General features: G+C 68.1%; 20 protein-coding genes and 2 tRNA genes. 11 read left to right on the top strand and 11 right to left on the bottom strand.

What is annotated here, in order from left to right:
- Positions 1-11 precede the first annotated feature (11 nt).
- Both KBY86_RS05920 and KBY86_RS05915 read left to right on the top strand, forming a co-directional pair.
- Positions 12-88: transfer RNA gene (locus KBY86_RS05920), tRNA-Met, on the top strand.
- Between the two features lie 141 nt (positions 89-229).
- Positions 230-1,912: a GMC oxidoreductase gene (locus KBY86_RS05915; RefSeq protein WP_255140573.1), complete on the top strand. Its 1,683-nt coding sequence runs from the start codon at positions 230-232 to the stop codon at positions 1,910-1,912.
- Positions 1,913-2,756: 844 nt separating this feature from the next.
- On the opposite strand, the gene KBY86_RS05910 is transcribed toward KBY86_RS05915, so the two are convergent.
- Both KBY86_RS05910 and KBY86_RS05905 read right to left on the bottom strand, forming a co-directional pair.
- On the bottom strand, positions 2,757-3,047 hold the full coding sequence (locus tag KBY86_RS05910) for a DUF2811 domain-containing protein (RefSeq protein WP_094510386.1): 291 nt from the start codon (positions 3,045-3,047) through the stop codon (positions 2,757-2,759).
- Positions 3,048-3,405: 358 nt separating this feature from the next.
- Positions 3,406-4,692, bottom strand: coding sequence for a CbiX/SirB N-terminal domain-containing protein (locus KBY86_RS05905; protein WP_255140572.1), 1,287 nt, complete (start codon positions 4,690-4,692; stop codon positions 3,406-3,408).
- Between the two features lie 82 nt (positions 4,693-4,774).
- On the opposite strand from KBY86_RS05905, the gene KBY86_RS05900 reads away from it, so the two are divergent.
- Positions 4,775-5,116, top strand: a complete 342-nt coding sequence (locus KBY86_RS05900) for a SemiSWEET family sugar transporter (protein ID WP_094510388.1) — start codon at positions 4,775-4,777, stop codon at positions 5,114-5,116.
- Here the strand turns inward: KBY86_RS05900 and KBY86_RS05895 are convergent.
- A complete protein-coding gene (locus KBY86_RS05895) occupies positions 5,031-7,139 on the bottom strand; it encodes an HDIG domain-containing metalloprotein (RefSeq protein WP_233132725.1) in 2,109 nt (702 codons plus the stop codon). The genes KBY86_RS05900 and KBY86_RS05895 overlap by 86 nt on opposite strands.
- Positions 7,140-7,201: 62 nt before the next feature.
- On the opposite strand from KBY86_RS05895, the gene folD reads away from it, so the two are divergent.
- The 4 genes from folD to KBY86_RS05875 are packed head-to-tail and all read left to right on the top strand — an operon-like array spanning position 7,202 to position 11,091.
- Entirely contained in the window at positions 7,202-8,143 is a 942-nt protein-coding gene (gene folD, locus KBY86_RS05890) for a bifunctional methylenetetrahydrofolate dehydrogenase/methenyltetrahydrofolate cyclohydrolase FolD (RefSeq protein WP_255140571.1), read from the top strand.
- Positions 8,144-8,195: 52 nt separating this feature from the next.
- Positions 8,196-9,098 carry a geranylgeranyl diphosphate synthase CrtE gene (gene crtE / locus KBY86_RS05885; RefSeq protein WP_255099715.1) on the top strand — a complete coding sequence of 301 codons (903 nt, stop codon included), beginning with the start codon at positions 8,196-8,198 and terminating at the stop codon, positions 9,096-9,098.
- Positions 9,095-9,613 (top strand): divergent PAP2 family protein, encoded by a 519-nt coding sequence (locus tag KBY86_RS05880; RefSeq protein ID WP_255140570.1) that lies wholly within the window; start codon positions 9,095-9,097, stop codon positions 9,611-9,613. Before crtE ends, KBY86_RS05880 begins: the two co-directional genes overlap by 4 nt.
- Positions 9,610-11,091, top strand: coding sequence for an AAA family ATPase (locus KBY86_RS05875; protein WP_255140569.1), 1,482 nt, complete (start codon positions 9,610-9,612; stop codon positions 11,089-11,091). Before KBY86_RS05880 ends, KBY86_RS05875 begins: the two co-directional genes overlap by 4 nt.
- A gap of 10 nt (positions 11,092-11,101) precedes the next feature.
- Here the strand turns inward: KBY86_RS05875 and KBY86_RS05870 are convergent, their stop codons facing one another.
- The 6 genes from KBY86_RS05870 to petH all read right to left on the bottom strand — a co-directional run bounded on the left by KBY86_RS05870 (position 11,102) and on the right by petH (position 17,801).
- A complete protein-coding gene (locus KBY86_RS05870; protein WP_255099712.1) occupies positions 11,102-11,794 on the bottom strand; it encodes a GAP family protein in 693 nt (230 codons plus the stop codon).
- Between the two features lie 53 nt (positions 11,795-11,847).
- A complete protein-coding gene (locus tag KBY86_RS05865) occupies positions 11,848-12,096 on the bottom strand; it encodes an acylphosphatase (RefSeq protein ID WP_233132726.1) in 249 nt (82 codons plus the stop codon).
- A 2-nt stretch (positions 12,097-12,098) separates the two neighbouring features.
- A complete protein-coding gene (locus KBY86_RS05860; RefSeq protein WP_255140568.1) occupies positions 12,099-13,583 on the bottom strand; it encodes a cobyrinate a,c-diamide synthase in 1,485 nt (494 codons plus the stop codon).
- A gap of 36 nt (positions 13,584-13,619) precedes the next feature.
- Positions 13,620-14,909: a glucose-6-phosphate dehydrogenase assembly protein OpcA gene (locus KBY86_RS05855; RefSeq protein ID WP_094510393.1), complete on the bottom strand. Its 1,290-nt coding sequence runs from the start codon at positions 14,907-14,909 to the stop codon at positions 13,620-13,622.
- Positions 14,910-14,966: 57 nt separating this feature from the next.
- Positions 14,967-16,490 carry a glucose-6-phosphate dehydrogenase gene (gene zwf, locus KBY86_RS05850; protein ID WP_094510394.1) on the bottom strand — a complete coding sequence of 508 codons (1,524 nt, stop codon included), beginning with the start codon at positions 16,488-16,490 and terminating at the stop codon, positions 14,967-14,969.
- A gap of 135 nt (positions 16,491-16,625) precedes the next feature.
- Positions 16,626-17,801: a ferredoxin--NADP reductase gene (petH, locus tag KBY86_RS05845; protein WP_255099710.1), complete on the bottom strand. Its 1,176-nt coding sequence runs from the start codon at positions 17,799-17,801 to the stop codon at positions 16,626-16,628.
- A 263-nt stretch (positions 17,802-18,064) separates the two neighbouring features.
- Here petH and KBY86_RS05840 point away from each other — a divergent pair, with 263 nt between their 5' ends.
- Positions 18,065-18,535, top strand: coding sequence for an SRPBCC family protein (locus KBY86_RS05840; RefSeq protein ID WP_255099709.1), 471 nt, complete (start codon positions 18,065-18,067; stop codon positions 18,533-18,535).
- Between the two features lie 384 nt (positions 18,536-18,919).
- Here KBY86_RS05840 and KBY86_RS05835 read toward each other — a convergent pair.
- Positions 18,920-18,992: transfer RNA gene (locus KBY86_RS05835), tRNA-Glu, on the bottom strand.
- Positions 18,993-19,066: 74 nt separating this feature from the next.
- Positions 19,067-20,260, bottom strand: a complete 1,194-nt coding sequence (locus tag KBY86_RS05830) for a histidine kinase (protein ID WP_369802970.1) — start codon at positions 20,258-20,260, stop codon at positions 19,067-19,069.
- 239 nt (positions 20,261-20,499) lie between these two features.
- Here KBY86_RS05830 and KBY86_RS05825 point away from each other — a divergent pair, with 239 nt between their 5' ends.
- The 3 genes from KBY86_RS05825 to pepN all read left to right on the top strand — a co-directional run bounded on the left by KBY86_RS05825 (position 20,500) and on the right by pepN (position 24,291).
- Complete coding sequence (locus KBY86_RS05825; RefSeq protein ID WP_233132727.1) at positions 20,500-20,931, top strand: cAMP phosphodiesterase; 432 nt, start codon at positions 20,500-20,502, stop codon at positions 20,929-20,931.
- 150 nt (positions 20,932-21,081) lie between these two features.
- On the top strand, positions 21,082-21,552 hold the full coding sequence (locus KBY86_RS05820; RefSeq protein ID WP_255140567.1) for a hypothetical protein: 471 nt from the start codon (positions 21,082-21,084) through the stop codon (positions 21,550-21,552).
- Between the two features lie 54 nt (positions 21,553-21,606).
- On the top strand, positions 21,607-24,291 hold the full coding sequence (gene pepN / locus KBY86_RS05815; protein ID WP_255140566.1) for an aminopeptidase N: 2,685 nt from the start codon (positions 21,607-21,609) through the stop codon (positions 24,289-24,291).
- Positions 24,292-24,294 lie beyond the last annotated feature (3 nt).

The following is a 24,294-nucleotide window of genomic DNA, read 5'->3' as shown; positions in this document are numbered from 1 at the left end:
GTCTGAGGCGACGCGGGGTAGAGCAGTCTGGTAGCTCGTCGGGCTCATAACCCGAAGGTCAGGAGTTCAAATCTCCTCCCCGCCACCACTTTTCATCCCCCGGTTGCGGATCTGCAGCCGGTTGTTTTATGGGCAGCTGTCTGGGCAGAGGCCGGGCCCTGCGTCGCTGGTTCGACGCCCGGCTGTCGCCGCCTAAGGTCGCCACGCCACGCCCGTTGCTGGCCAGCCGATGCCTCTCGCTGATCCCGGACCCCTGTTTGATGCGGTGGTGGTGGGGTCCGGCGCCACCGGCGGAGTTGCCGCCATGGTGCTGGCGAGCGCTGGCCTGCGGGTGCTGGTGCTGGACGCCGGCCCCGCGCTCAGCGCCCGCCAGGCTTTCGGCAGCGAGCCCCTGAACAGCCTCAGGCGGGTGGCCAACATCAGCAGCGGCCGGCAGTGGCGGCAGGTGCAGCATCCGGGCTACTGGAAGGCCAACCCGGAGCTGTATGTGGATGAGCGAGAGAACCCTTACAGCACGCCTCCCGACCGCCCCTTCCTCTGGAGCCGGGGGCGTCAGGTGGGCGGCAAGAGTCTCACCTGGGGCGGCATCACCCTGCGCCTCTCCGACCACGAGTTCAAGGCGGGCGAGCGGGATGGCCACGGCCCGTCCTGGCCGCTTTCCCACGCCGACCTGGCCCCTTACTACGCCCGACTCGAGCGCTTCCACGGCGTGCACGGCCACCGCGATGGCCTGCCCCAGCTGCCGGATGGGGAGTTTCAGCCGCCGCTGCCGTTCACGCCAGCGGAGCGCCACCTTCAGCAGGCGATCGCCCGGGAGCTGAATCTGCCGCTGATCCACTCCCGTGGCTTCGCGCTGCACCGCCCCGGCAGCGGCCCCTGGCCCCGCTCCTGCTCCCAGGGCGGGGCGCTGGCCCAGGCCCTGGCCACGGGCCGGGTGACGCTGCGTCCGGGGGCGGTGGTGAGCCATGTGGAGGTTGATCGCACCCGCCGCCGCGCCGAAGCGGTGGTGTACGTGGAGCGGGCCAGCGGTGCACGGCAGCGGGTGCAGGCCCAGCTGGTGGTGCTCTGCGCCTCCACGCTGGAATCGGTGCGGATCCTGCTCCACTCCACAGAGGCGCATCAGCCCAATGGGCTGGCGGACCCCTCCGGCAGCCTCGGGTGCCACCTGATGGATCACATCTCCAGCTGCCGGTTCTTCGCGCTGCCCGATCAGCCGGCCCCGACCGGCCCCAGTGAACTGTCGGGAGCGGGCAGTGCCTTCATCCCCAACACCGTGAACCTCGGCGCCGATGACCAGCCTCTGCCCTTCCGCCGCGGCTACGGCATCTGGGCCGGCGTGCAGCGCTTCGATCCGCCGGCTCTGCTCAAGCGGCGCCAGCGGGAGGCGGTGGGCTTCCTGATCGGCCAGGGGGAAGTGCTGCCCCAGGCCCACAACCGGCTCACCCTTTCAGCCACTGCCACCGATGCCTGGGGCCTGCCGGCCCCCCACATCGACGTGCATTGGGGCGAGAACGAAACGCGGATGGTGGCCCACATGCAGGCGCGCATGGCGGCGGTGGTGGCTGCCGCCGGTGGGTGCATCCGGCCGCTGGAGGATCTGTTCCTGTTTCCGCTGGCCGAGCCGCTGCTGCGCCTTGGAGTGGCTTTGTCACCGGAGGCGGCCCCGCCGGGCTACTTCATCCATGAACTGGGCGGTGCCCGCATGGCGGCTGGCCCGGACGCCGGGGTGGTGGACCCCTTGAACCGCTGCTGGCAGGCCCCCAATCTGCTGGTCACCGATGGGGCCTGCTGGCCCAGTGCCGGCTGGCAGAGCCCCACGCTCACGGAGATGGCAATCACCTGGCGGGCCTGCGCCCATGCCGCCCACAGGTTGCGCACTGGCGCGATCGATGAGGCTGTGAGCGCGTCCTGACCGGACCACGCGGGCGGTGTCAACGACCACAAAAGCGATCTGGACCCTCCTGCACAATTTGCAGGCGACCTTTAACCGGGTCGGGCAAGGGAGATTCCAAAGCGGGGGCCTTAAGGTTTCCGCTTTTTTATTGCTGGCGCCACAGGCAGCGGGCCTGTGATTTGGTGGTGTTCCGCTGCGCAGGACCTCTCCTTCACCCGGTTGTTTGCTGTTCGGCGGCCGACAAACCCTTAGCGAGTGAAGCCGCGACGCGTAAAGCTTCAACCTGCCAATCAGCAGCTTGAGCAGCCACTGCGAGTCAGCAACGTGTGACGCAGCAACCTTCGAGTCAGCAGGTTTCGAGTCAGCAGGATTCGAGACAACAACGCGCGAGACAGCGGCTTGGGAACGACAACGGCTGGAACAGCAAGGTGAGATCCGGTGAAACCATCAAGGTGGGATCCAGTGATCAGCGGCCTGTGAATCGGCAGCCAGCCATCGAGCAGGACTTGATGCTGCGTTGCTTGGCGCCCACGTGCTTGCAGCTTGCGTGCTCGCTGGCGTTGTTCAGAGCAATGGGCCTGGAGGACACGTGCTCACGGAACCACCGAGTGGCTGAATCGCGGGTGCAATAAACGACGCGTGGATCAGAAGGCGCGTGGATCAACAGCCGAAGCGGCTGCGAGGAGGACCTTGGGTGGATCAGGAGCGCGAGCTTTACAGGCCGTTCTTCAGCATGGGCGGCCTGTCTCCATTCACGCGTGCCTGTCTCCGGCTTCACTGGCGCCCATCGGCCATGGCTGCTGGTCTCGGGCGATGACGGCTGATCTCGCGTCAGGCCCGCTGGACTCCGGGCAAGCTGCTGTCAGACGAGGCGGCCTTCGGGCGGCTGGTTGCGCATGAACAGACCGTTGAGGTAATGCTGGGTGACGCAGCCGTCGGTGCAGCCGTTCTGGAACAGGAAGCTGGCCAGGGCTGAACTGACCAGCTGGTACTGGTCCCAGTGGGGATGGCTGCGGATGAAGTCGCGCATGCCGTCGAACAGCAGCTCAGGGATCTCCGCCTCAAGACTCACGCGGCTTTCTGCAGCCACCCCGGCTTCGCCTGGATAGGCCTCACTCCGTCCTGAGCCACTGGCGGCCTCGCTGCTGCGCATGCCGTTGCGTCCTTGGCCTGTGGTCCTGTTCAGCGCGTCGCTCAATGCCGTGGCTCCCTGGTCCTGCCTAGATAGCCACAGCGACGGCAGGCCCGTCAAAGCGGGGGGCCTGGGTGAAACCCATGCCGGCTCGCCTTGAGAAAGTCAGCTGCGGTGGCTCTTCGTCGCTGGCCATCGGCAATCGGTCTGGCGGGTGATGCCACTGAGAACGTTTGTCAAGAAGGCTGCCTGGAAACCCGCGTAATCCCCAGATTCAAGGGCTTGAAAGGCCATTCTCCGATCTCGCCTGTGGAAAAACCCCTCCCGTTCTGGGGAAAACCATGGGTGCCTGGGGAAATCGGTGACACATCAGTAGGGCTTATGCTCCGTGGATCTCTTGAGTCCCGGGGGTCGGCGAGACGGCTGGGTCTCCCTTGGCTGGGGGTGCTGCCGTCAGGCTGCGAGGCCCGAGCGGGTGGTCAGCGTGGGGGTAACGGGTGTGGCTGTGGTCGTGGGGCTGACCCTGGTGATGCGCGTGGTCGTGGACGGGGCCATGCTCCGTCTGCTCCGGGCCGTGCACGTGGCTGTGGGCCGGCCCGGGGGCCTCTGCGGGTCCTTCTCCTTGGCTGTGGCTGTAGCTATGGCTGTGGCCCTGCCCGCTGCCTAGGGGAATCGGCACCCCATCGGGCTGGCAGGCGCCGGTGCATTCGCGTTCGCACAATGTGCAGGATTCGATCAACCCCTCGACATGGTGGTGGTGACTCCGCTGCGGATCACCCACCTCCGCTTCGAAGCCCAGCACCTGCGCCCGGTACTTACAGAGCGAACAGTTCATCTGGGTGTCCCCGCGCACCACTTCTTCCACACGTTCATGGAAGGTGTCGATCACCAGTGGATGGTCACCGAGATAAGGAGCCTGCACGAAGTCCACGGCGGGATGATCTGCCGCCACACGCTCACTGTGCAGCCGGATGCGGCTCACCAGTACGCCGGAGAAAAGAAAGTAGGGAAACACCACGATGCGGCGAAAGCCCAGCTTCACCACATGGCGCAGCCCCGGTTCCACCAGCGGAAACGTGACACCGGAGTAGAGCGTTTCGCCCCAGCCGAACCCGAACCCCTCCACCAGCATGCGGGTCACCTTGCTGACGTTGGAGTTGGCATCGGGATCGGAAGAGCCGCGTCCCACCACCACCAAGAGGGTGTCGTGCAGCGGCACCGCTGGCTCACCGGCGGCGGCAGCGGCGGCATCCGCCTGCTGCAGCGCGCCACGGATGCGGGCACCCGCCGCCTCGATCATCTTGCGGTCGACACCCAGCTCGCGGCCGTAATCAATGCGCAGACCGGATTCGGCCGCATATGTGTTCAGAACCGAGGGAATGTCGTTCTTGGCGTGGCCGGCGGCGAACAGCATTCCCGGCACCGCCAGCACATGCTCCACGCCCTGCTGGCGCAGCTGGTCGAGGCCGTCGCGCAGGATTGGCCGGGCGAATTCCAGGTAGCCGTAGGCCACCGGCAGATGGGGCAGGCGTTGTTGCAGCCCGATCGCAAGCTGGGCGAATTCCTCGACGGCCAGACGGTTGCGGCTGCCATGGCCGCACACCATCACGCCGAGCTTGCCGTTGGCAGAGGCTCCCGCCAGAAGTTGCGCTGGAAGAGGAGCCATCACAAGACCTGTCTCGGGGGACCCTATCGCTCCTCCCACCCTGCGGCGCCTCCGCCATGCTGAGGTCAACGCGCCCGGCCCGATGACTGCCACCTCCACCACCTTGCTGGGGTATGGCGCGGCGGCGCTCACCACCTTGAGCTTTTTCCCCCAGGCGATCAAAACCCTGCGCAGTGGCGATACCAGTGGCATCTCCCTGCGCATGTACACGCTCTTCACCGCAGGCATCTGCTGCTGGCTGCTCTATGGCCTGATCACCCGCGACGGGCCCCTGATCGCCGCCAACGCCATCACCCTGCTGCCGGCCTCGGTGGTGCTCGAGCGCAAGCTGCAGGGGCTCAGGCGCTGTAGGCCTTCCGGGCGGGGATCGGGTAAGGGATCCGCCGATGACGCATCCGCTTCCACACCCGCACGAACGCCCTGATCACCAGTTCCAGTTCGCCCCGACTCAGGCCGCTGTCCTTGAGCTGGCCATCGCTGAGGCGTGCTTCGATGATCCGGCGCACCATGGCGCAGGCCTCCTGCTCCGAGGTGCCGGGCGGCAGCGAGCGCAGCGCGGCCTCGCAACCATCGGCCAGCATCAGGATTCCCGTTTCGCGGCTCTGGGGCGTGGGCCCGCGGTAGCGGAAGCGCTGCTCGGGCACATCGGGATCCTGCTCCCGGGCTTGATGGAAGAAGTAGCCCATTCTCAGAGTCCCCTGGTGCTCGGGGATGAAATCGGCCAGCGGCCGCGGCAGGCGGTATTTGCGGGCCAGCTTGAGCCCCTCGTCCACGTGGGCCTGCAGGATCGCGGCGCTGGCGAAGGGGTCGTTGAGCGTTTCGTGGGGGTTGGCGCCCTCCGATTGATTTTCGATAAACCATTGCGGCGCGTGCAACTTGCCGACGTCGTGATACAGGGCGCCGGTGCGGATCATGTCGACGTCCGCCTGGATCGCCCGGGCGCCCTCCTCGGCCAGCCCGCAGATCATCAAGGTGTGCTCGAAGGTGCCCGGCGCTTCCATCGACAGCCGCCGCAACAGGGGGCGCTCCAGGTCGGCCAGCTCCAGCAGCCGCGCGCGCGTGAGCAGCCCGAAGAAACTCTCGACGAGCGGTCCCAGCAGCAGGCCGCCCATCAGCAGGCCACCCATCAGCAGCGCCTCTCCCACCAGCTCTGCGCCGCTGGGCGTCACCCGTGCGCTGTTGGGCAACCGATACGACACCTGCAGCACCAGCCATTGCAGGGCCAGGGCCCCAACCGGCAGCACAAGCGCCAGCTGCACCAGCTGGGCGCGGCTGCGCTGCCGGCCTGCCAGCACCGCCGCCACCACTGCCACCAGGGCGGCCACCAGCAGGCGCTGCTCGTTGAAGCCATCGAGGGGTTGGGGCCACAGCAGGCTGGCCACCGCCAGCCAGGCCAGGCCAGCGCCAGTGCCCAGAGCCTGGGCCAGCAGCAGGGTGGGGGGCACCAGCAGCGCCAGCGGGCTGGCGGTGTTGCCGAGCCACAATTTGCAGCCCTGCACCACCAGCAGGGTCCCCAGGGCCAGCAGCGCATGGCGGGGCTCCAGGCTCGCGCGCCAGCGCCGCAGCAGCAGCACCATCACCGCACTGCCGGCGAAGGCTTCGAAGGCATGGCCCAGCCAGGCCCGTAGCAGGGGCCTCCGGTTCACCATGCCGAAGTAATCGAGCACGTCGTAGGCCTGGGGGCTGATCGGTTCCCCCTGGCGGGTGATCAGTTCTCCTTTCTCCACGGTGATGCGCGGAATGCCCTGCTGGGTGAGCAGCTCTTCGATCAAGCCCTGGGTGAGGCCGGCATCGGTGCGCAGGTTGGTGCGGCCCTGCAGGTTCACCGCCAGCAGCCGGCTGCCCAGGCCCAGGCCCGGCTCCGCCAGCGGCGCCAGCTGCAGGGCGGCGGCCGCCTGTAGCTGGCTCTTGGCGATGCTGCTCACGATGCCCTGGCTGAGCATGCGCCGCTGGGCCAGCCGCAGCGCCTGCTGCCATTGCGCCAGTTGCTGCGGCGTGAGGCTGATCAGCCACGCCTGCTCCACCGGGTTCAGATTGAGCGGCCCCACCCGGTTCTGGGGGGAGGCCGCCACCAACTCCAGCTCCCGCAGTTGCCGCTCCAGGCGCTGCTGCAGCTCCCGATCGGCCTGGGGATCTACCACCTGCACGTGGGTGCGGCTGCCCAGCTGAAAACGCCGCTGCTCCAGGGCGTCGCTGTCCACGACTGTGGCGGCTTCCGGTGCCCGGGTGCTCTGCGGGGCCGGGATTCCCGGCCTCAGGCTCGGTTCCACCAGCCAGGGCCAGCTCGACACCCCCGCCACCAGCACGCACACCAGAGCCACGGCCAGCCAGTCGCGTCGGCGCCATGGACAGAGCGCCTGGCATGGCGATTCCTGCCGGAGCCATCGCTGCCAGAGCCTCTGGATGCGCCGACGCAGCAGCACACTTTCCACCTCCGAAGTGGTCAAGCTAGCGAGGACGTCAATCGTGGTCTGGCTGCATGCTGGGCCTTGAACCGTTTGTGGTGGGCATGGCGAAGCTCCTCGATGGGCGGCAACTGGCGAAGGACGTGGAGCAGCGCCTGCAGCAGGTGGTGACGGCGGGCCTGGAGCGGGCCGGTAGGCCGCCGGGGCTGGCCGTGCTGCGTGTCGGTGATGATCCGGCCAGCGGCGTCTATGTGGCCAACAAGGAGAAGGCCTCGGCCCGGGTCGGCATCGCCAGCCACGGCGCCCACCTGCCTGCCGACAGCAGCGCCGCCACGGTGCTCGCCGAGATTCAACGTCTTAACTCCGATCCCGCTGTGGACGGCATCCTGCTGCAGTTGCCCCTGCCGCCGGGGCTGGCGGAGGGGCCGCTCCTCAATGCGATCGACCCGGCCAAGGATGCCGATGGCCTGCACCCGTGCAACCTGGGTCGCCTGCTCAAGGGGGAACCCGGTCCGCGCAGCTGTACCCCCGCCGGCGTGATGGCCCTGCTGGCGCGCGCCCAGGTGCCGTTGGAGGGGGCCCGCGCCGTGGTGGTGGGGCGCAGCATCCTGGTGGGCCAGCCGATGGCGCTGATGCTGCAGGCCGCCAATGCCACGGTCACCGTGGCTCACTCGCGGAGCCGCGATCTGGCGGCGTTGTGCCGCGAGGCGGATGTGCTGGTGGTGGCGGCCGGTCGGCCGCGGCTGATCGGTGCCGAGCACGTGAAACCCGGAGCGGTGGTGGTGGATGTGGGCATCCACCGGCTGCCGCCGTCAGCGGCTGAGGGGCCCGGCGGCCGCGGCGGGCTCTGCGGCGATGTGCGCTTCGAGGAGGTGGAGCCGCTGGCGGCGGCGATCACGCCGGTGCCCGGTGGTGTGGGGCCCATGACCGTGACGATGCTCCTGGTCAACACGGTGGCCAGCTGGCGGGCGACCTTCGCCCCAGCGCTCGCTGTGGATGGGGCTGGAGCTCCGGCGGACGATCCGCTCGCCGATCTGTTGCCATAGGCGCTCAGCGGCGCCGTGGCCTGAGAGAATCCGCCGCAGTGCGCTGGTACCCATGGCCGTGGCGGTGAGCACGGATTTCGATTTCGCGGCCTACCTGGAGGCGTCCCGCCAGCGCGTGGAGCAGGCCCTCGATGCCGCCCTCGGCCCGGAGCGGCCCGAGTCATTGCGGGAGGCGATGCGCTACTCGCTGCTGGCGGGGGGCAAGCGGCTGCGGCCGATCCTCTGCCTGGCGAGCTGCGAACTGGCGGGAGGCACCAGTGCCCTGGCGCTTCCCACCGCGGTGGCACTGGAGATGATCCACACCATGTCGCTGATCCATGACGACCTGCCCGCCATGGACAACGACGACCTGCGCCGCGGACGCCCCACCAACCACAAGGTGTTCGGAGAAGCCAATGCCATCCTTGCCGGCGACGCCCTGCTGACCCGTGCCTTCGAGATGGTGGCGCTGCGCAGCCCCGGCGTGGCCCCCGAACGGCTGCTGCGGGTGCTGGGTGAGCTGTCGCTGGCGGCCGGCGCCCCCGGGCTGGTGGGCGGCCAGGTGGTGGATCTGGAATCCGAGGGCCGCCAGGTGGATCTCGACACGCTCGAATACATCCACCTGCACAAGACCGGTGCCCTGCTGCAGGCCAGTGTGCTCACCGGCGCCCTGATCGCCGGCGCCGAGGACGATCTGCTGGACGCCCTGCGCACCTATTCCCGCGGCATCGGCCTGGCCTTCCAGATCATCGACGACATCCTGGACCTCACCGCCAGCAGTGCCGTGCTGGGCAAGACGGCCGGCAAAGATCTGGCCGCCGACAAGACCACCTACCCGAAGCTGCTGGGGCTGGAGGAGTCGCGTCGCCGTGCCGATGCCCTGGTGCGGGAGTCCAAGGAGGCACTTCAGCCCTGGTTGGCCCAGGCCGGCCCGCTGGTGGCCCTGGCTGACTACATCACCAGCCGCGATCGATGATCGCTGTCCCCTCCGGAACCCCTCCCCTGTTTCAACTGCTTGGCAATGGTGTGCTGGCCTGGGCGCTGATCGCCTGCGGTCTGGCGCAATGCTCGAAGTTGCTCATCGAGCTGGTGGAGCACCGCCGCTGGCGCCCGGCGGTGCTGTTCGAAACCGGCGGCATGCCGTCCAGTCACGCCGCCCTGGTCACAGGCGCGGCGGCGGGCATCGGCTGGCAGCAGGGCTTCGATGATCCGTTGTTCGCCTTTGCCGCCACCGTGGCGTTCGTGGTGATGTACGACGCCAGCGGCGTGCGCCGGGCCGCCGGGCTACAGGCTGGTGCGATCAATGCCCTGCCGCCTGCCACCTGGCAGGACGCCGCACCAGCCAAGCCGCTGAAGGAAAACCTGGGCCATACGCGCCTGGAGGTGCTGGCCGGCAGCCTGATGGGCCCCGCCATCGCCCTCACCGGTCTGGCCCTGGTGGGTTCGCCGCTGCAGATCGCCCAGAGCTGGGGCTGGTTGCCGATGGCTTGAGCCTTCCTGCCGCTGATGCCCAAGCCTTCACGCCAGGTCAGCGCCAGGCGGTCAAGGCCTTCGTGGCCTGGCTGGACGCTCCTGCTGATGGTCGGCCTTTCGTGCTGAGCGGCTACGCCGGAACCGGCAAGACGTACCTCTCGATGGCCTTTCTGGCGGAGGTGGAGCGTCGGGATCTCTGCTGGACCGTGGTGGCTCCCACCCACAAAGCGGTGGGCGTGCTGCGCCAGTACCTCGAGCTCAGCGGCCTGCGGCCCACCTGGTTTCCCTCCACCCTGCACCGGCTGCTGCGCCTGAAGCTGCGCCGTGACGGCGGCCGCGAGATCTGTGAGGAAACCGAGCAGACGGCGGTGGCCTTGGAGCCGCTGGCCCTGGTGCTGATCGATGAGGCCTCGATGGTGGACAGCACCCTGCTGCAGATCGCCCTGCGCTGCGCCCATCCCTACGGCACCCGGCTGGTGTTCGTGGGCGATCCCGCCCAGCTGCCGCCCGTGGGGGAACCGCTCAGCCCCGTGTTCGATCTGCAGCGGGCCGAGCTGGCCCGGCTCGAGCAGGTGGTGCGCCACCAGGGTCCGGTGCTGCGCCTGGCCACCGGCCTGCGGGAGGAGCGGCTGCCCTGCCGGTTGCCGCCTCAGCTGCCGGCCATCCGGCAGCCGGAGGGCATGGTGGCCCTGCTGGAGCGCTCCGCCTGGCTGGCGGCGGCTCAGCAGGCCCTGCGCCGCGCCGCCGAGGGGGACAACCCCGACCAGGCCCGCATCCTCTGTTATACGAACCGCAGCCTTGAGCAGCTGGTGCCCCTCGCCCGGCGCGCCATCCACGGCGAGATGGCCGACCAGCTGCCGGTGTTGCCGGGTGAAGTGCTGATCACGCGCATGGCGGTGATGGCGCCCGCCTGCCGGGAGGGGGCGGAGGGGGGCGAGGAACCGGACATGGTGTTGGCGTCGAACCGGGAGCTGGTGGTGCGCGACGTGAAGCCCGAGCGTTGCGATCTGGCGGAGTTCGGCCTGGCAGGCCGGGAGGTGCTGGAGCTGTTGGACGGGCTGACCGCGCCGGTGATCGACACCCAACTGGTGACCGTGCAGCAGCCCGACGGGGAGCTGTCGCTGCGGTTGCTGCCGGCGGCGGGCTCCCCGGCCCGGCGGCAGCTGGAAGGGGTGCTGGCGCAGCTGCGGCAGCAGGCCAGGGCGCTGGGCAAGAAGGAAGCCCGCGGTCTCTGGCGTCGCTACTTCCTGGTGCGGGATGCCTTCGCCTCCCTGGCGCCGGCGGCCGTGCTCACGGTGCACCGCAGCCAGGGCAGCAGCTTTGGTGAGGTGTTCATCGCCGACGATGTGTTCTGGCCCTCCGATCTGCAGCTGCGCCGGCAGCTGGTGTACGTGGCGGTGAGCCGGGCCCGCACGGCGGTATGGATGGTGGCGGGAGCGGGCTCCAGCGCCGATCGCGACTGCTGGAGCCGCTGGCTGGCAGACCCCGAGGCCTGAGCCCGGCGGCTCAGACCATGCGCAGGCCTTCGATGCCCTGCCAGGCCAGGTAGGCCGCCAGCGCCAGGCTGAGGCCGCCCACCACCAGATCCCCCCGGGCGAACAGCAGCTTCTTGGCGCTCTCGAGCCGCGGCAGCATGCGCTCGCGGGCCAGGGCCACCGCCAGGAACGGCACCAGCAGCAGCAGGCTGGACGCCAGGGTGAAGACTGCGGCCATCAGCAGCTCCTGCCCGCGGCCCAGTTGAGCCGCCAGCAGCGCCGATGCCCCCTTGGCCATCAGGAACAGGTCGTCCGGGCTGACCACCTCCAGCGCCGCCCCGGCGCCGATCAGCAGCGGCAGGGGCAGGCGGCAGAAACGGTCGAGCTGGCGCGTCCAGCCTGGAGCTTCCTCCGGACCAGCACCGCGGCTGGTCGGCAGCAGCTCCCGCACCCCCAGGGTGAGCAGGGCCCCGGCCCCCATCAGATCCAGCCCCGTGCGGTGGCTGCTGCCCTGCTCCATGGTGAGCAGCAGGCCGTGGCCCAGGGTGAGCAGCACGGTCACCATCACGGCGATCGTGACGACCCAGCTGAGCACGAACAGGCCACCCCGCCGCAGGGGGTGCTCACCGAGAAGCAACAGCAGCAGCAGGCCCACATGGATCGGGCTGAGGCTGATGCCGCTGCCGTAGGCAATCAGTTCGGTCCAGAGCGAGGGGTCGTGCATCGGGGCGCCAGGGCGCGTTGGCGGTCCCGGCCAGGATGACGCACACGCCGCGCTCAGCGGCGGATCTCGAACCAGTCGTCGCCAGCGATCGGCATCAGGCTGGGGATCACCTCACTCACCAGTGCCCCGGGCGGCCCCGACTCACACCAGAGCCGCAGATCCAGCAGCTGCTGGTTCGGGCCTTCCGCCTGCACCTCCACCGAACCATCGCTGCGGTTGCGCACCCAGCCCGCCACGCCGAGCGCGGCAGCGGCGCGGCAGCAGGCCTGGCGGTAGCCCACACCCTGCACATGGCCGCGCACGATCAGCTGCCAGCGCTCCCGGGAGGCCAGGGAGCCGGCGCTGCGGCGGCTGCCGCCGCCACGGCGAACGGAGCTGTCCGCCGGGCTGCGTCGTGGAGGCGCCGGCAGATCGCCGAACACCCAGCCCAGTGGAGGTGAAGCCAGCTGGCGTGAAGCGTGCGCGTCGTCCATCCTTCACTCCGCGGTGGGCAACCCCATCCCTCAAGCTGCCACAGCGGCTTGATTCCGTCCATCACACCGTTGCCGCCCGACACAGAGGCTGCCGTGGGAGTGGGGTGCAGCTCCCAGCGGTGGAATTCGTGGCCGCAGACGGATTCTCCGCAGCGTGCCACCAGCCCGTCGTGGCTGGGGGTGGCCTGTCGGTAGCCGAGCTGGAGAGCCCCGCGTCGGGCCGTGAACGGCAGCAGGCCAGCCATCGGGTAGGGCTGGCCCTCTGGATCCTCCAACGCCTGCCCCAGCAGCAGCAGGCCACCGCATTCGGCGAAGATCGGCAGGCCGGCGGCTGCGGCACGCCGCAGGTCAGCCAGGCTGCGCCGGGCGGCAGCCAGTTCCGGCGCGTGCAGCTCCGGGTAGCCGCCCGGCAGGATTACCCCCTGACAATCCGGCGGCAGCGGCGCATCGGCCAGGGGCTGCCAAAGCCGCGGCTCCACCCCCACCGCTTCGAGCAGTTCGGTGGCTTCCGGGTAGCGGAAGTGGAAGGCGGCATCGGCGGCAATGGCCACACGCACGGGCTCGGGTGCTGGGGTTTCGTGTTCGAGCCCGAGCGCCCATTGGATCGGATCGCCGCCGGAGGCGGTCTCTGGTGAACTGGCGGGGGGTGCCAGCAGGGGCAGCAGCTGCGCGAGATCAAGGTGCTGCTCGGCCAGCGCTGCCCATTCTCCGCAGGTGCGCGTGAGGTCGTGGAGCTCATGGGCGGGCAGCAGCCCCAGGTGCCGTGACGGCAGGCTCAGGCTGGGGTGGCGCGGCAGCAGGCCCAGCACCGGCATGCCGATGGCGGCGAGCGCTTCGCTCAGCAGCGCCTGGTGCCGGGCGGTGCTTACGCCGTTGAGCACCACCCCGGCCATGGTGAGGTCGCGGCGATGGTGCCGGAAACCGTTGACCAGCGCCGCGACCGATCCGGCCTGGCGGCTGGCTTCCACCACCAGCACCACCGGCAGCTGCAGCGCGACGGCCAGCTCGGCGGAGCTGCCCTCGTCGCCGGGCCCGCGGCCGTCGAACAGGCCCATGACCCCCTCCACCAGGCAGTGGTCGGCCTGACGGCCCCACCAGTGGAAACTGCGCTCCACCCATTCGGGGCCGCAGAGCAGGTGGTCGAGGTTGCGGCACGGCCGGCCGCTCACCCGGGCCAGCAACTGGGGATCGAGGTAGTCGGGCCCCACCTTGAAGGTCTGGACGCTGCGGCCGCGCTGGCGCAGCAGGGCCGTGAGCGCCAGGCTGAGCAGCGTTTTGCCGCTGCCGCTGCAGGGGGCCGCAATCAGGCAGGCCATCAGTGCCGGCCCCCCGCCGCTGGGTTCAGGACAGCCTCAGTTCGGCAGCAGCTTGGCTGCCAGCGGAGCAGCGGCGGCGAGCAGCGGCGTGGTGGAGTCGTGGCCGCCACCCAGCAGCCGCCCCATTTCCATCTCATCGGACCCGGGCACCTTCGGCACCACATCTTCCGCCAGCTCCATCCGCGCCACGCCGCCGGCCTCCAGCCGCATGCAGCCGCCGGTTTCCGAGCAGAGGATCACGCAGAGCGGCTTGCGATCGTCGGGTTCGCAGATCAGCCGCAACCCCACGATCGTGCCCGGGTGGCTGCTGGGGATCCCCACCGGCACCGGCATGAGCTTGAGGCGCACTTCCTTGCCGTCGCTGCGCTCGAAGTCGGCGCCGATGGAGTCACCGTCCATTTTGTAACTGGTCACAAAGTGCCAGCCGAGTCGGTCGGCGATCCAGGCGGCCAGCAGCAGCCCCTGCACCGGATGGCTGCCCTCCACATCGATGTCGAGGTGCACCACGTGGCTGAGCGATTCGCGCCGACCGGGCGGGTCGAACACCATCGCCAGCGACTCCCGCCAGCCGCGCAACCGCAGCCAGTTGAGGTCGTTGACGGCGGTGCTGCTGTTGACGCGCTCCTCCAGCAGATCAAGGCAGCGGCGCGGCGGGCCGAGGGCGCTGTCGATCACCAGCCGGCGCCCCGGGCTGCTGAGGGCCGCCAGCAGATCGGGCGCTTCCTCCAGCGAACCGTTCCACCACACCCAGCAGGGCAGGTCGTCGGGCACCAGGGGCTGCAGCAGGCTCAGGCCCTGCCGCAGGGCGTCGAAGTCGCCGCGCAGCACCACCACATCTCCGCAGGTGGCGCCGTTGTTGCCTTCCTCGCTGAGCGGGCAGTAGGCCGCCACAAGCGTTTCCAGGCCGGCGCTATTGCTGAGCGTGGGCGCCAGGGTGATCAGCCGGCGCGGCTGGTAGGCGCTGATCGCCGATTCCACGTGTTGGCCGCGCAGGTCTTCGCCGACGTGGTCGACCCCCGCGTGCTCGCCCAGCGCCCAGGCCAGTTCTGGTGCCAGCGGCGAGGTGCTGGGGGGAAGGCCGCAGAAGTCGACCGCTTCACGGGCCGCCTCCAGCACTTCCGGACGCACCACCCCGGTCACCGGGCCTTCCAGCCGGCCCAGCCGCACCAGGTGCTGTTCCACCCAGGCCGGTTGCCACACCAGCAGGGTGAAGGTGCTGGCCCCGCTGCTGTGCCCCAGGTCGTGCTGCCAGAGCTTCTCCAGGTAGCCGGTGAGCTCGGGGGGCGGCAGTTCCACCGGGGCCTGAAGGGTCAGTTGGGGGCTCATGGAGAGAGGGGGAGGGAGGGGGGACGGGACGGATGTGGATGGTGGAGGCCGAGGCGTTCAGGGGCGGCGCCAGACCAGGTCGTCGCTGGCGAGCAGGCTGTCGGCAGCGGCGGGGCCCCAGGTGCGGGCCTCATAGGGCTGGACCGGCAGCTGCCAGGGACTGTCCTCGATCAGCTCCAGCAGGGGGGTGTAGAGGCGCCACGCCGCTTCCACCTCATCGCCGCGGGTAAACAGGGTGGGATCTCCCAGCATGGCGTCGGCGAGCAGGCGCACGTAGCCCTCATCGGAGGGTTCCCCGAACGATTCGTCGTAGGAGAACTGCATGTCGACTGGCCGGCTGCGCATGCCCGATCCCGGAGCCTTCACCTCGAAGCGGAATTCGGCGCCCTCGTTGGGCTGGATGCGCAGGATCAGCTGGTTGGCGGTTGGGCTGCCGCCGGCGGCGTCGAAGAGGTGCACCGGCGCCTCACGGAAGGTGAGCACCACCTCGCTGAGCCGCTTGGGCAGTTGCTTGCCGGTGCGCAGATAGAAGGGCACCCCCTGCCAGCGCCAGTTGTCGATGAACAGCTTCATCGCCACATAGGTTTCGGTGGTGCTGTTCGGGTTGACCCCTGGCTCCTCCCGGTAGCCCTTGATCGGCCGGCTGCGGGAGCCGCCGGGTCCGTACTGGCCGCGTACGCAGCAGTTCCAGGGCTCGGCCTCATCGGCGAGGCGAGCGGCCTGCAGCACCTTGGCCTTCTCGTTGCGGATCGCTTCCGGGTCGAAGCGGCCCGGCGCTTCCATGGTGGTGAGCGCCAGCATCTGGGTGAGGTGGTTCTGCACCATGTCCCGCAGGGCGCCGGAGCTTTCGTAGTAGCCGGCCCGCTCCTCCACCCCCACGGTTTCAGCGGCGGTGATCTGCACGCTGGAGATGAAGTTGCGGTTCCAGATCGGCTCGAAGATGGTGTTGGCGAAGCGCAGCACCAGGATGTTCTGGACCGTTTCCTTGCCCAGGTAGTGGTCGATCCGGAAGACCTGGTTTTCCTGGGCGCAGGCCTGCACGATTCGGTTGAGCTTCTCGGCGCTCCCGTAGTCACGACCGAAGGGCTTCTCGATCACCACCCGGCTGCGCTGCGGGTCGCTCAGCAGGCCGGCATCGGCGAGGGCGCGGCAGCCGCTGCCATAGAAGGTGGGCGACACCGACAGGTAGAAGGTGCGGTTGGAGCGGGTGGCCCGTAGCCGGTCGATGGCCTCGAGCCGCTGGCCCAGGCGCACCAGATGCTCAGGCACCTGCAGGTCCACCGGCTCGTAGAAGAGGCCGCTGCTGAACTGTTCCCAGGCGCTGGCGTGGTCGGCCACCTCCTCCGCCAGGGCCTCGGTCATGCGGGCGCGGAACTCTTCATCGCTCCAGGGGCGGCGGGCACAGCCCAGCACGGCGAACTCGCTGGGCAGGCGCCGCTGGCGAAACAGCTCGAACAGCGCCGGAATCAGCTTGCGGTGGGTGAGGTCGCCGCTGGCGCCGAAGATCACCAGACACTGGGGCGAGATCACCCGCTCCTGGCGCAACCCGACCCTGAGCGGATTGGTGAGGACGGCGGTCATGGGGGAAGGGCGGGCCTGATTCATCCACGAAAGCCGGGAACCGGCCACCCACGGAGTGCCCAGGCGGCTATGTGGGGGTTTCGGCAAAAAAAAGCCCGCCCAGAGGGCGGGCCAAGCCTGCAGGAAGCAGCCGGCTCAGTAGGTTTCCACGTGCCAGCGCTCGGCTTTCTTGAGCTGGGGGCGCAGCTCCGACCAGGTCAGCCCTTTGGCTTCGGCGGCCTTGGTCATGGCTTCGTCGATGCCGGGCTCCATGCCCCGCAGACCGCACATGTAGACGTGGGTCTTGGGGTCTTCGATCATGTTGAAGATCTCTTCGCCGTGTTCGGCCACCCGGTCCTGGATGTACATACGGCCGCCCGAGGGGTTCTGCTGCTCGCGGCTGATGGCCTTGGTGTAGCGGAAGTTGTCGGGGAAGTGGCTCAGGTAGCTCTGGAAGTCGTCTTCGTAGAGCAGGTTGGCGGTGGTGGGCACGCCCATGATCAGCCAGGCCTTGCCTTTGAACTGGTAGAGGGGGTTCTTCTCACGCTCGCCGGGATCGAACATGCGGCGCAGATAGGCTCGCATCGGTGCGATGCCGGTGCCGGTGGCCAGCATGATCACGTTGGCGTCTTCGTCGGGCGGCAGGAGCATTTCCTTGCCCACGGGCCCCGTGATCCGCACCTTGGCGCCGGGCTCGATGTCACAGAGGAACGTGGAGCAGACACCGTTGATGGTCTCGCCGTCTTTCTCGTATTGCAGCTGGCGGACGCAGAGCGACACGGTTTTGTCTTCGAGGTTGTCGCCGTGGCGGGTGCTGGCGATCGAATACAGACGCAGCTTGTGCGGTTTGCCGTTGGTGTCGGTGCCATCGGGAATGATGCCGATGCTCTGGCCTTCCACGTAGTGGAGCTTGCCCTCGGAGAGGTCGAAAGTGATGTGGTTCACCCGGCCGATCGCCCCCTCGGCGAGCAGGGAATAGTTTCCGAGCACGGTGCCCACATAGGGGTCCTTCGGCTTGTAGAGGTTCACGGGCACGGCCTCGTGCTTGCCCGGTTCTTTGGCGGCGGTGGTGGTCACAGGAGCGATGGCGGGGGGGGCGACCGGGTCGGAGGGGCCGGGGTCAGGAGATGGGGTGGGGGCCTGGTCGGATTGGGTGACCGAGATCAGTCGTCCTCCCTGCTGGTTGATCAGGCGCAGCGTGGCCTGCATCCGGGACAGCGGCACCATGAAGCGACGTTCGGCCGCTCGCTCTCCGGGACCCTGCAGCCCTTCCACCACCAGGGTGAACATGCGGGCATCGGACTGGCGAAGCGCGGCGGTCGAGGTGCGCATGAAGCGACTCACTGCGGAAAAAGGCTGTCAGATCTTAGGCAACGCTCCGAAGCCACAACCGGCTCCCCAGCAGGTGCGCGGTTCCTGACGCCGACATCCGGGCATCAGGGCTAAGTTTGGTGCGCGACAACAGGTTGTCCTCTCCCCTACGTTCCCCGGCACTGGGGTGTTTCTACGTGGTGTCTTCCGCCGGTTCGCTCATCACTGCGTCAAGCCCGGCCACAGGGCAACACTCCTGCCCCCTCGACACCATCCAACAGGAGATGGAGCGCCTGCCCCAGGGGGCCCGCCGTCTGGCCGTTCAGCTGCGCATCGACCTCAAGGACGACCTGATCTGGTCGGTGCTCACGGATTACGAGAACCTCAGTCGCTTCATCCCGAACCTCTCCACCTCGCGGTTGCTGTGGCGCCGTGACGACCGGGTGGGTCTGGAGCAGGTGGGCTGTCAACAGTTCTGCGGTCTGCGCTTCTCGGCGCGGGTGGAACTGGAGCTCCAGGAAGTGCGGGAACACGGCATGCTCCGCTTCGCCATGATCCAGGGCGATTTCCGCCGTTTTGAAGGGGCGTGGCAGGTGAGCCCGGATCCGATCGGCTCCCGGCTCCTTTACGACCTCACCGTGCAGGGCCGCCCGGGCATGCCGATCGCGCTGATTGAGCAGCGCCTGCGCGAAGACCTGGCTGCCAACCTGCGGGCAGTGCAACAGGAAGCACTGCGCCGCTCGGGCCGCCTCTGAGACCACCAGGCGGTGCCTGGCTGGGCTTACAGCCGCTGATCTTGTGGCGGAAACTCACAGAAAACGGAATGCCGACTTGTTGAGCCTCAGACCCCCAGAGGATCAAGCCTTGATGCCGTCACGGAGAGAGTGTGCTCCCTACAAAGCTTGGCTTCCGGTAGTTAATGATGGCTGGCGTTGAGCAGGACGGCCCCAGCCCAAAGGCTGATGCCCTGCACTGAGCTGGATGGACTGTGCTGAGGATGTTGCCCCGAACTGAACGATTGACCGAATAAATCAGACGCTTGAAAAGGGAAACAAATCGGATTTGGCTGTATGAAAACAAAAACAGATAGAATCTAATCTTGAATGTAATAAATAAAGATCGTATTCTGACTTAAGATATACCCCCAAGGGGATTCGAACCCCTGTCGCCTCCGTGAAAGGGAGGTGTCCTAGGCCTCTAGACGATGGGGGCGAGGCCACGGGTGAAGGGCGTTCGAAGCCTCTCCATCCGACGTGTTGGACGCTACGGGTCGGAGTGGCCCTTCGTCAAGGAGGAGAAGCGACTGCCGCGTTCTGACCGTTCCACACCGGCACGGTGAAATGGAAGCAGGCCCCTTCTCCCGGCTCCGAAACCACCCAGATCCGACCGCCATGCACTTCCACGATCCGCCTGCACACGGACAGGCCCACCCCGAAGCCTGAGGTGGTGCCCGAGGTCTGGGGCAGGCGCACCCGCTCCAGGAACACCCGCTGCTGTTCGTTTCTGGGAATGCCCGGGCCGGTGTCGCAGACACTCACCTGCAGCCACTGGTTGGTGCGGTGGAGCAGCGTGAGGTGCACCTGGCCCCCGTCAGGGGTGAATTTCAAGGCGTTCTCGATCAGGTTGAGCAGCACCTGCCGCATGCGCCGCTGATCGGCAAACACGGCCGGGAGGTCGGCGGGAATGTCGGTAATCAGCTGGATGTCGCGGCCCACCCATAGCTTTTCAAGCTCCAGAATCGCCTCCGCCGCCACCGAGGCCAAGCCAAGCTGCTGGGGATTGAAGAGGGCCTCCCAGCGGGTGGTCCCCACTTCCAGCAGGTCCTTGGAGAGGTGCTCGATGTCGTCCAGCCGCCGGTCGAGCACGTCGCGGCAACGCGTGGTGTCGATGTGGCCGAGCTGCAGGCTCTGCAGCGCCAGCTTGGCCGCGGTGAGCGGCGTACGCAGTTCATGGGCCACCATGCGCAGCAGGCGTTCCTGCACCCCCAGCCGCTCAATCAGGGTTTCGTTCTCCTGGCGCAGCACCAGCAATTGATCTTCCAGCTGCAGTTCCCGCTGCGTGCGGCTGCCATCCATTTCTGCGGGGCGCAGGCTCATGCCAAGGCCGCTCACCACTTCCCGCTGCTGCCAGCGGGGTAGCCAGCCCTTGAGCTGCTGCAGCACGGTGTTTCCGGCAAACACCTGGCGGGGCTTCGGTTCAAGTTTCACCAAGGCCGGGGTGGCCACGAGGCGGTGGAGCTCCAAAAGCTCCGGGCGCTCGGCCGGGTGGGCCACTTCAAGTTTTACATCGAAACCGCTGTCGCTGCTCTGGAGCAGGTGCATGACGCCGCGCAGGTCGGCGGTGGCGAGATGGTACGGCGCCGCCACCAGCAGCAGTTTCAGCGGGCGACGCGGCGGCGGTGAGGCCTCAGGGGGATGGGTGGTGGGGTTAGGCCCCCCCGCAGCAGGCACCGTCTGGCTGGTCCAATACGTAATCGCCACATTATGAGTTCACCCGCAGTCCATGGCAGGGCGCTGGGCCGGTTTGGTGGACTGCGGGCGGGCGCAGGCGGTTTCGGGCGCGGGGGGCCGGCCGGAGAACCAGGCGGGTTGCGCGGGACGGCGTGGAGAGTGGGCGAGGCACGGCTGCTGCACGATTGAAGTTCATCGGCTGGTGCAGCACCATGGAGGTTCACGCGTCCTCCCCTTTGCGTCTTCTGCCCCGCTGGAGCCGGTCCCTCGTGGCGGTCCCCCTCCTGCTGCTCCCCTTCGCGTCTCTGCCCGCCGCCGCTCAAACCGCACCGGCCACGGAAGCGCAGATGCAGCTCTATACGCGGATCGCGGCTGTCAACGTTTGCATCGCCCGCGGCGGCGGCGTGGACTTCGACAAAGCCGTGGCCATCGCCGGTGAAACCATCGCGCAAGTGCTCCAGGGGCTGCACGGCGGCAAGATCCAGCAGGTGGGCACCCAGACCCTCACCATTGAGGATTTGCGGCGCGGTGCCGTGAACTCCGCCGTGATCGGTGCGGTGGATCTCTGTCCGAAACAGGTGCCGCCGGATGTAGTGAAGCGGGTGGAGGCGGCTATCAAGCAGCAGGGATCTGGCGCAAGGCCGGCAGCTGGCCCGCTCGCACCTGCACCAGCTGCGCCTGCAAAGGCACCCCCGAAGTAGGTGGCTGAGACGTTGGCTTTTTGATAGAGGCCAACCTCACAACTGGCGGTCGCATCCGGATGCGATTGACCCCCTGGTCAGTTGCAGTTCATTCAGGGCTTCTGGCTTTGCTGAAGGCATCCCTCCGGGGTGTTTTTCACCAACGTCGTCATGACCTTCTCGTCATCTTCTGCCCTGATGGCCGCCGGCCTGCTCAGCATTGGTTCCTTGGCTCCGCTCGCGGTCCAGGCTCAGTCGTTTGGGTTTCCTGGCCAGGCCTACCAGCAGGTGCCGGTGTATCAGCAGCAGCCGGTGTACCGCCAGGTTCCCGTCTATCGCCAGGTCCCCGTGGCCCAGACACTCCCACAGTCGGGAGTGATTCCGGTGCGGAACTTCCCCGCCCCTTATCAGGATTATCAGGGGCAGGTGAACGGCTTCAATGCACCGCAGACCTTTGAAGAAGCGCAAGCGCTGCAACAGCGCTGCTCGATCGGCCGGCTCGTGGGCGGCGTGATCGGCGGTGGCATCGGCTATGCCGCCTCCCGCGACCAGGGCCGGACCTGGGCAGTGCCGCTTGGCGCGCTGCTGGGCTCCCAGGTGGGTTGCAATGCCGGTCAGGGACGCAGTCCGCTGCCTTGGTGATCGCGGCGCTGCCTGGCACCCTTCAGGATCAGAGGGTTGTTCTTCCCTGGGTCGATGCCTGATGTGCGCCTGGCCGATTACCGGCCTTATCCCTACGCGCTGGAGCGCACGGACCTGACCGTGCGCCTCTTCCCCGACCACGGCCTGGTGGAAGCGACCCTTTCGTTCCTTCCCGCGGCGGGGGCGTCTGCAGCTGTTCAAGCGGCTTCACCGTTGGAGCTGCGGGGGGTGGGGCTGGAGCTGGAGGCTCTGGCCATCGACGGGGAACCACTTCCGCCTGCCGCCACCCACCAGGAGGAGGGGCTTCTGGTGGTGCTCCAGCCGCCGCAGCGGCCGTTCGTACTCACCAGTCGGGTGCGGATCGACCCCTACACGAACACCACCCTGGAAGGCCTCTATGCCAGCGGCGGCATGGTGACAAGCCAGTGCGAGGCCGAAGGCTTCCGCCGCATCACCTTCCACCCCGACCGACCGGATGTGCTCAGCCGCTTCCAGGTGCGGATCGAAGCGGAGCAGGAGCGCTACCCGGTGCTGCTCTCCAACGGCAATTGCCAGGCTGCCGGTGCCCTGGCCGATGGCCGCCACTTCGCGGTCTGGGACGACCCCTTCCCCAAGCCCTCCTATCTGTTCGCGCTGGTGGCCGGACGGCTTGAGGAGGTGCGCGGCAGCTTCACCACCGCCAGTGGCCGGATGGTGCAACTGCGCCTGCATGTGGAGCCGGGCGATTCCCCCTACACCGCTCATGCGATGGCCTCGCTGCAGCGGTCGATGGCCTGGGATGAGCAGGTCTATGGGCTCGAATACGACCTCGATGAATACAACATCGTGGCTGTGCGCCATTTCAACATGGGCGCCATGGAGAACAAGAGCCTGAACATCTTCAACTCCAAGCTGGTGCTCGCCGATGCCGAAACCGCCACTGATGGTGAGCTCGAACGCATCGAAAGCGTGATTGCCCACGAATACTTCCACAATTGGACGGGGAATCGCATCACCTGCCGTGACTGGTTCCAGCTTTCCCTTAAGGAAGGACTCACGGTGTTTCGCGACCAATGCTTCACCGCCGATCTGCACGGTGCCGATCTCAAGCGCATCGAGGATGTGGCGATGCTGCGCAATACCCAATTCCGGGAAGATGCAGGACCCACTGCCCACCCGATTCAGCCGGATCACTATCAGGCGATCGACAATTTCTACACCACTACCATCTATGAGAAAGGTGCGGAAGTGATCCGTATGCTGCACACATTGCTGGGTCCTGCCACCTTCATGCGCGGCATGGCGCTCTATGTGCAGCGCCACGACGGCACCGCCGCCACCACTGCCGATTTCCTGCAGGCCATGCAGGACGCCGCAACGGAAGCCTCTGCGGCCACCGCCGATGGCCAGGGCGACGATCCCTCGCCGCTGCGCTTCAGTTTCGAGCAGTTCAGCCGCTGGTATCACCAGGCCGGCACCCCCGTGGTGTCGATCGATCGCCATTGGGACGGCGCCAGTGGCGCACTCGCCCTGGTGCTGCGCCAGCACACCCCCGCCACCCCGGGCCAGCCGCGCAAGCAGCCGTTGGTGATTCCCCTGGCCCTGGCCCTTGTGGGTGAGGACGGCCAGGCCCTGCCCCAGACCGGCGGATCGCCCGTCGTGCTGGAGGCCGCGGAGACCCAGCTGCGCTACGAGGGGTTGCCCCCGGGACCGACGCCGCCCGCCCTCTCGGTGCTGCGGGGCTTCTCGGCGCCCGTGCGGCTCGAGCTTGCCCGGCCGAATGCCGAACTGCTGCACCTGTTCGCCTGCGACAGCGACCCCTTCGCCCGCTGGGATGCGGGCCAGACCTTGCTGCGGCAGGCCGTGCTGGCCCGGGCCGCCGGTCGCAGCGACCCGGAACTGGAATGTGGGCTCACCGCTGCCTTTGCCGCGATCCTCACCGACAGCAGCTTGCCGCCCGCCAGCCGCAGCGCCCTGCTGGCCCTTCCCGGCATGGCCGAACTGGAGGATCTGGCCCTGGAGCCGGATCCTCCGGCGCTGTTTGCGGCCCTGCTGGACCTGGAGCGGGTCTTCGGCGCTGCCCTGGAAGAGCCGTTGCTGGACGCGCTTGCCGCCTGCCGGCTGCAGTGGGAGCAGCCCTGGCCTCAGGGGCAGGGTGAGCGGCGCCTGACCGCCACGATCTGGAGCTGGCGAGCGGCGGCCGGGGATGAGGCCGTGCGCGAGGCCGCTGCCGCTGCGGTGCAGGGACCGTCGATGACGCTCGCCAGGGCCGGGCTGCGGGCCCTGCAGGTTCACCCCTGCGAGCAACGTCGCCGTGCGCTGGAGGCCTTCTACCAACGCTGGCAGGAGAAGCCGGTGATCCTCGATGCCTGGTTCGCGCTGGAGGCCAGCGCCCCCTTCGCCGATGGGCTGGAGCGGGCGTCAGCTCTGCTGGCCCATCCGCGCTTCGACCCGGCAGCCCCGAACGCGATCCGCGCGGTGCTGGGGGGCTTTTCTGCCAACACGCCGGTGTTCCACGCGGCCGATGGCACGGGCTATCGGTTCATGGCCGAGCAGATCGTGGCGCTCGATCGGCGCAACCCGATCACGGCGTCGCGGCTCGCGAAGCTGTTCAGCCGCTGGCAGAGCTATGCGCCGGAGCGGGCCGGGCACATGCGCGCGGCGGTGGAGCAGCTGGCTGCGGCGGATCTCTCTGCCAACACCCGCGAAGTGGTGGAGCAGTGCCGTTCGCTCGGCGCCGGCGAAGGGGTGGCGGCCTGAAGG

Origin of the sequence: Synechococcus sp. Lug-A, from assembly GCF_024345655.1 — a bacterium.
In the GTDB taxonomy this organism is placed as follows: Bacteria; Cyanobacteriota; Cyanobacteriia; order PCC-6307; family Cyanobiaceae; genus MW101C3.
The sequence above is the reverse complement of the archived record's forward strand: the minus strand, read 5'-3'. Positions and strand labels throughout refer to the sequence as shown.

What these genes read in the sequence shown, in the direction of transcription:
- KBY86_RS05915 (WP_255140573.1), top strand. Translation starts at nt 230, where the DNA reads ATGCCTCTCGCTGATCCCGGACCCCTGTTTGATGCGGTGGTGGTGGGG.
- KBY86_RS05910 (WP_094510386.1), bottom strand. Translation starts at nt 3,047, where the DNA reads ATGCGCAGCAGCGAGGCCGCCAGTGGCTCAGGACGGAGTGAGGCCTAT.
- KBY86_RS05905 (WP_255140572.1), bottom strand. Translation starts at nt 4,692, where the DNA reads ATGGCTCCTCTTCCAGCGCAACTTCTGGCGGGAGCCTCTGCCAACGGC.
- KBY86_RS05900 (WP_094510388.1), top strand. Translation starts at nt 4,775, where the DNA reads ATGACTGCCACCTCCACCACCTTGCTGGGGTATGGCGCGGCGGCGCTC.
- folD (WP_255140571.1), top strand. Translation starts at nt 7,202, where the DNA reads ATGGCGAAGCTCCTCGATGGGCGGCAACTGGCGAAGGACGTGGAGCAG.
- crtE (WP_255099715.1), top strand. Translation starts at nt 8,196, where the DNA reads ATGGCCGTGGCGGTGAGCACGGATTTCGATTTCGCGGCCTACCTGGAG.
- KBY86_RS05880 (WP_255140570.1), top strand. Translation starts at nt 9,095, where the DNA reads ATGATCGCTGTCCCCTCCGGAACCCCTCCCCTGTTTCAACTGCTTGGC.
- KBY86_RS05870 (WP_255099712.1), bottom strand. Translation starts at nt 11,794, where the DNA reads ATGCACGACCCCTCGCTCTGGACCGAACTGATTGCCTACGGCAGCGGC.
- KBY86_RS05860 (WP_255140568.1), bottom strand. Translation starts at nt 13,583, where the DNA reads ATGGCCTGCCTGATTGCGGCCCCCTGCAGCGGCAGCGGCAAAACGCTG.
- KBY86_RS05855 (WP_094510393.1), bottom strand. Translation starts at nt 14,909, where the DNA reads ATGAGCCCCCAACTGACCCTTCAGGCCCCGGTGGAACTGCCGCCCCCC.
- zwf (WP_094510394.1), bottom strand. Translation starts at nt 16,490, where the DNA reads ATGACCGCCGTCCTCACCAATCCGCTCAGGGTCGGGTTGCGCCAGGAG.
- petH (WP_255099710.1), bottom strand. Translation starts at nt 17,801, where the DNA reads ATGCGCACCTCGACCGCCGCGCTTCGCCAGTCCGATGCCCGCATGTTC.
- KBY86_RS05840 (WP_255099709.1), top strand. Translation starts at nt 18,065, where the DNA reads ATGGAGCGCCTGCCCCAGGGGGCCCGCCGTCTGGCCGTTCAGCTGCGC.
- KBY86_RS05820 (WP_255140567.1), top strand. Translation starts at nt 21,082, where the DNA reads ATGACCTTCTCGTCATCTTCTGCCCTGATGGCCGCCGGCCTGCTCAGC.
- pepN (WP_255140566.1), top strand. Translation starts at nt 21,607, where the DNA reads ATGCCTGATGTGCGCCTGGCCGATTACCGGCCTTATCCCTACGCGCTG.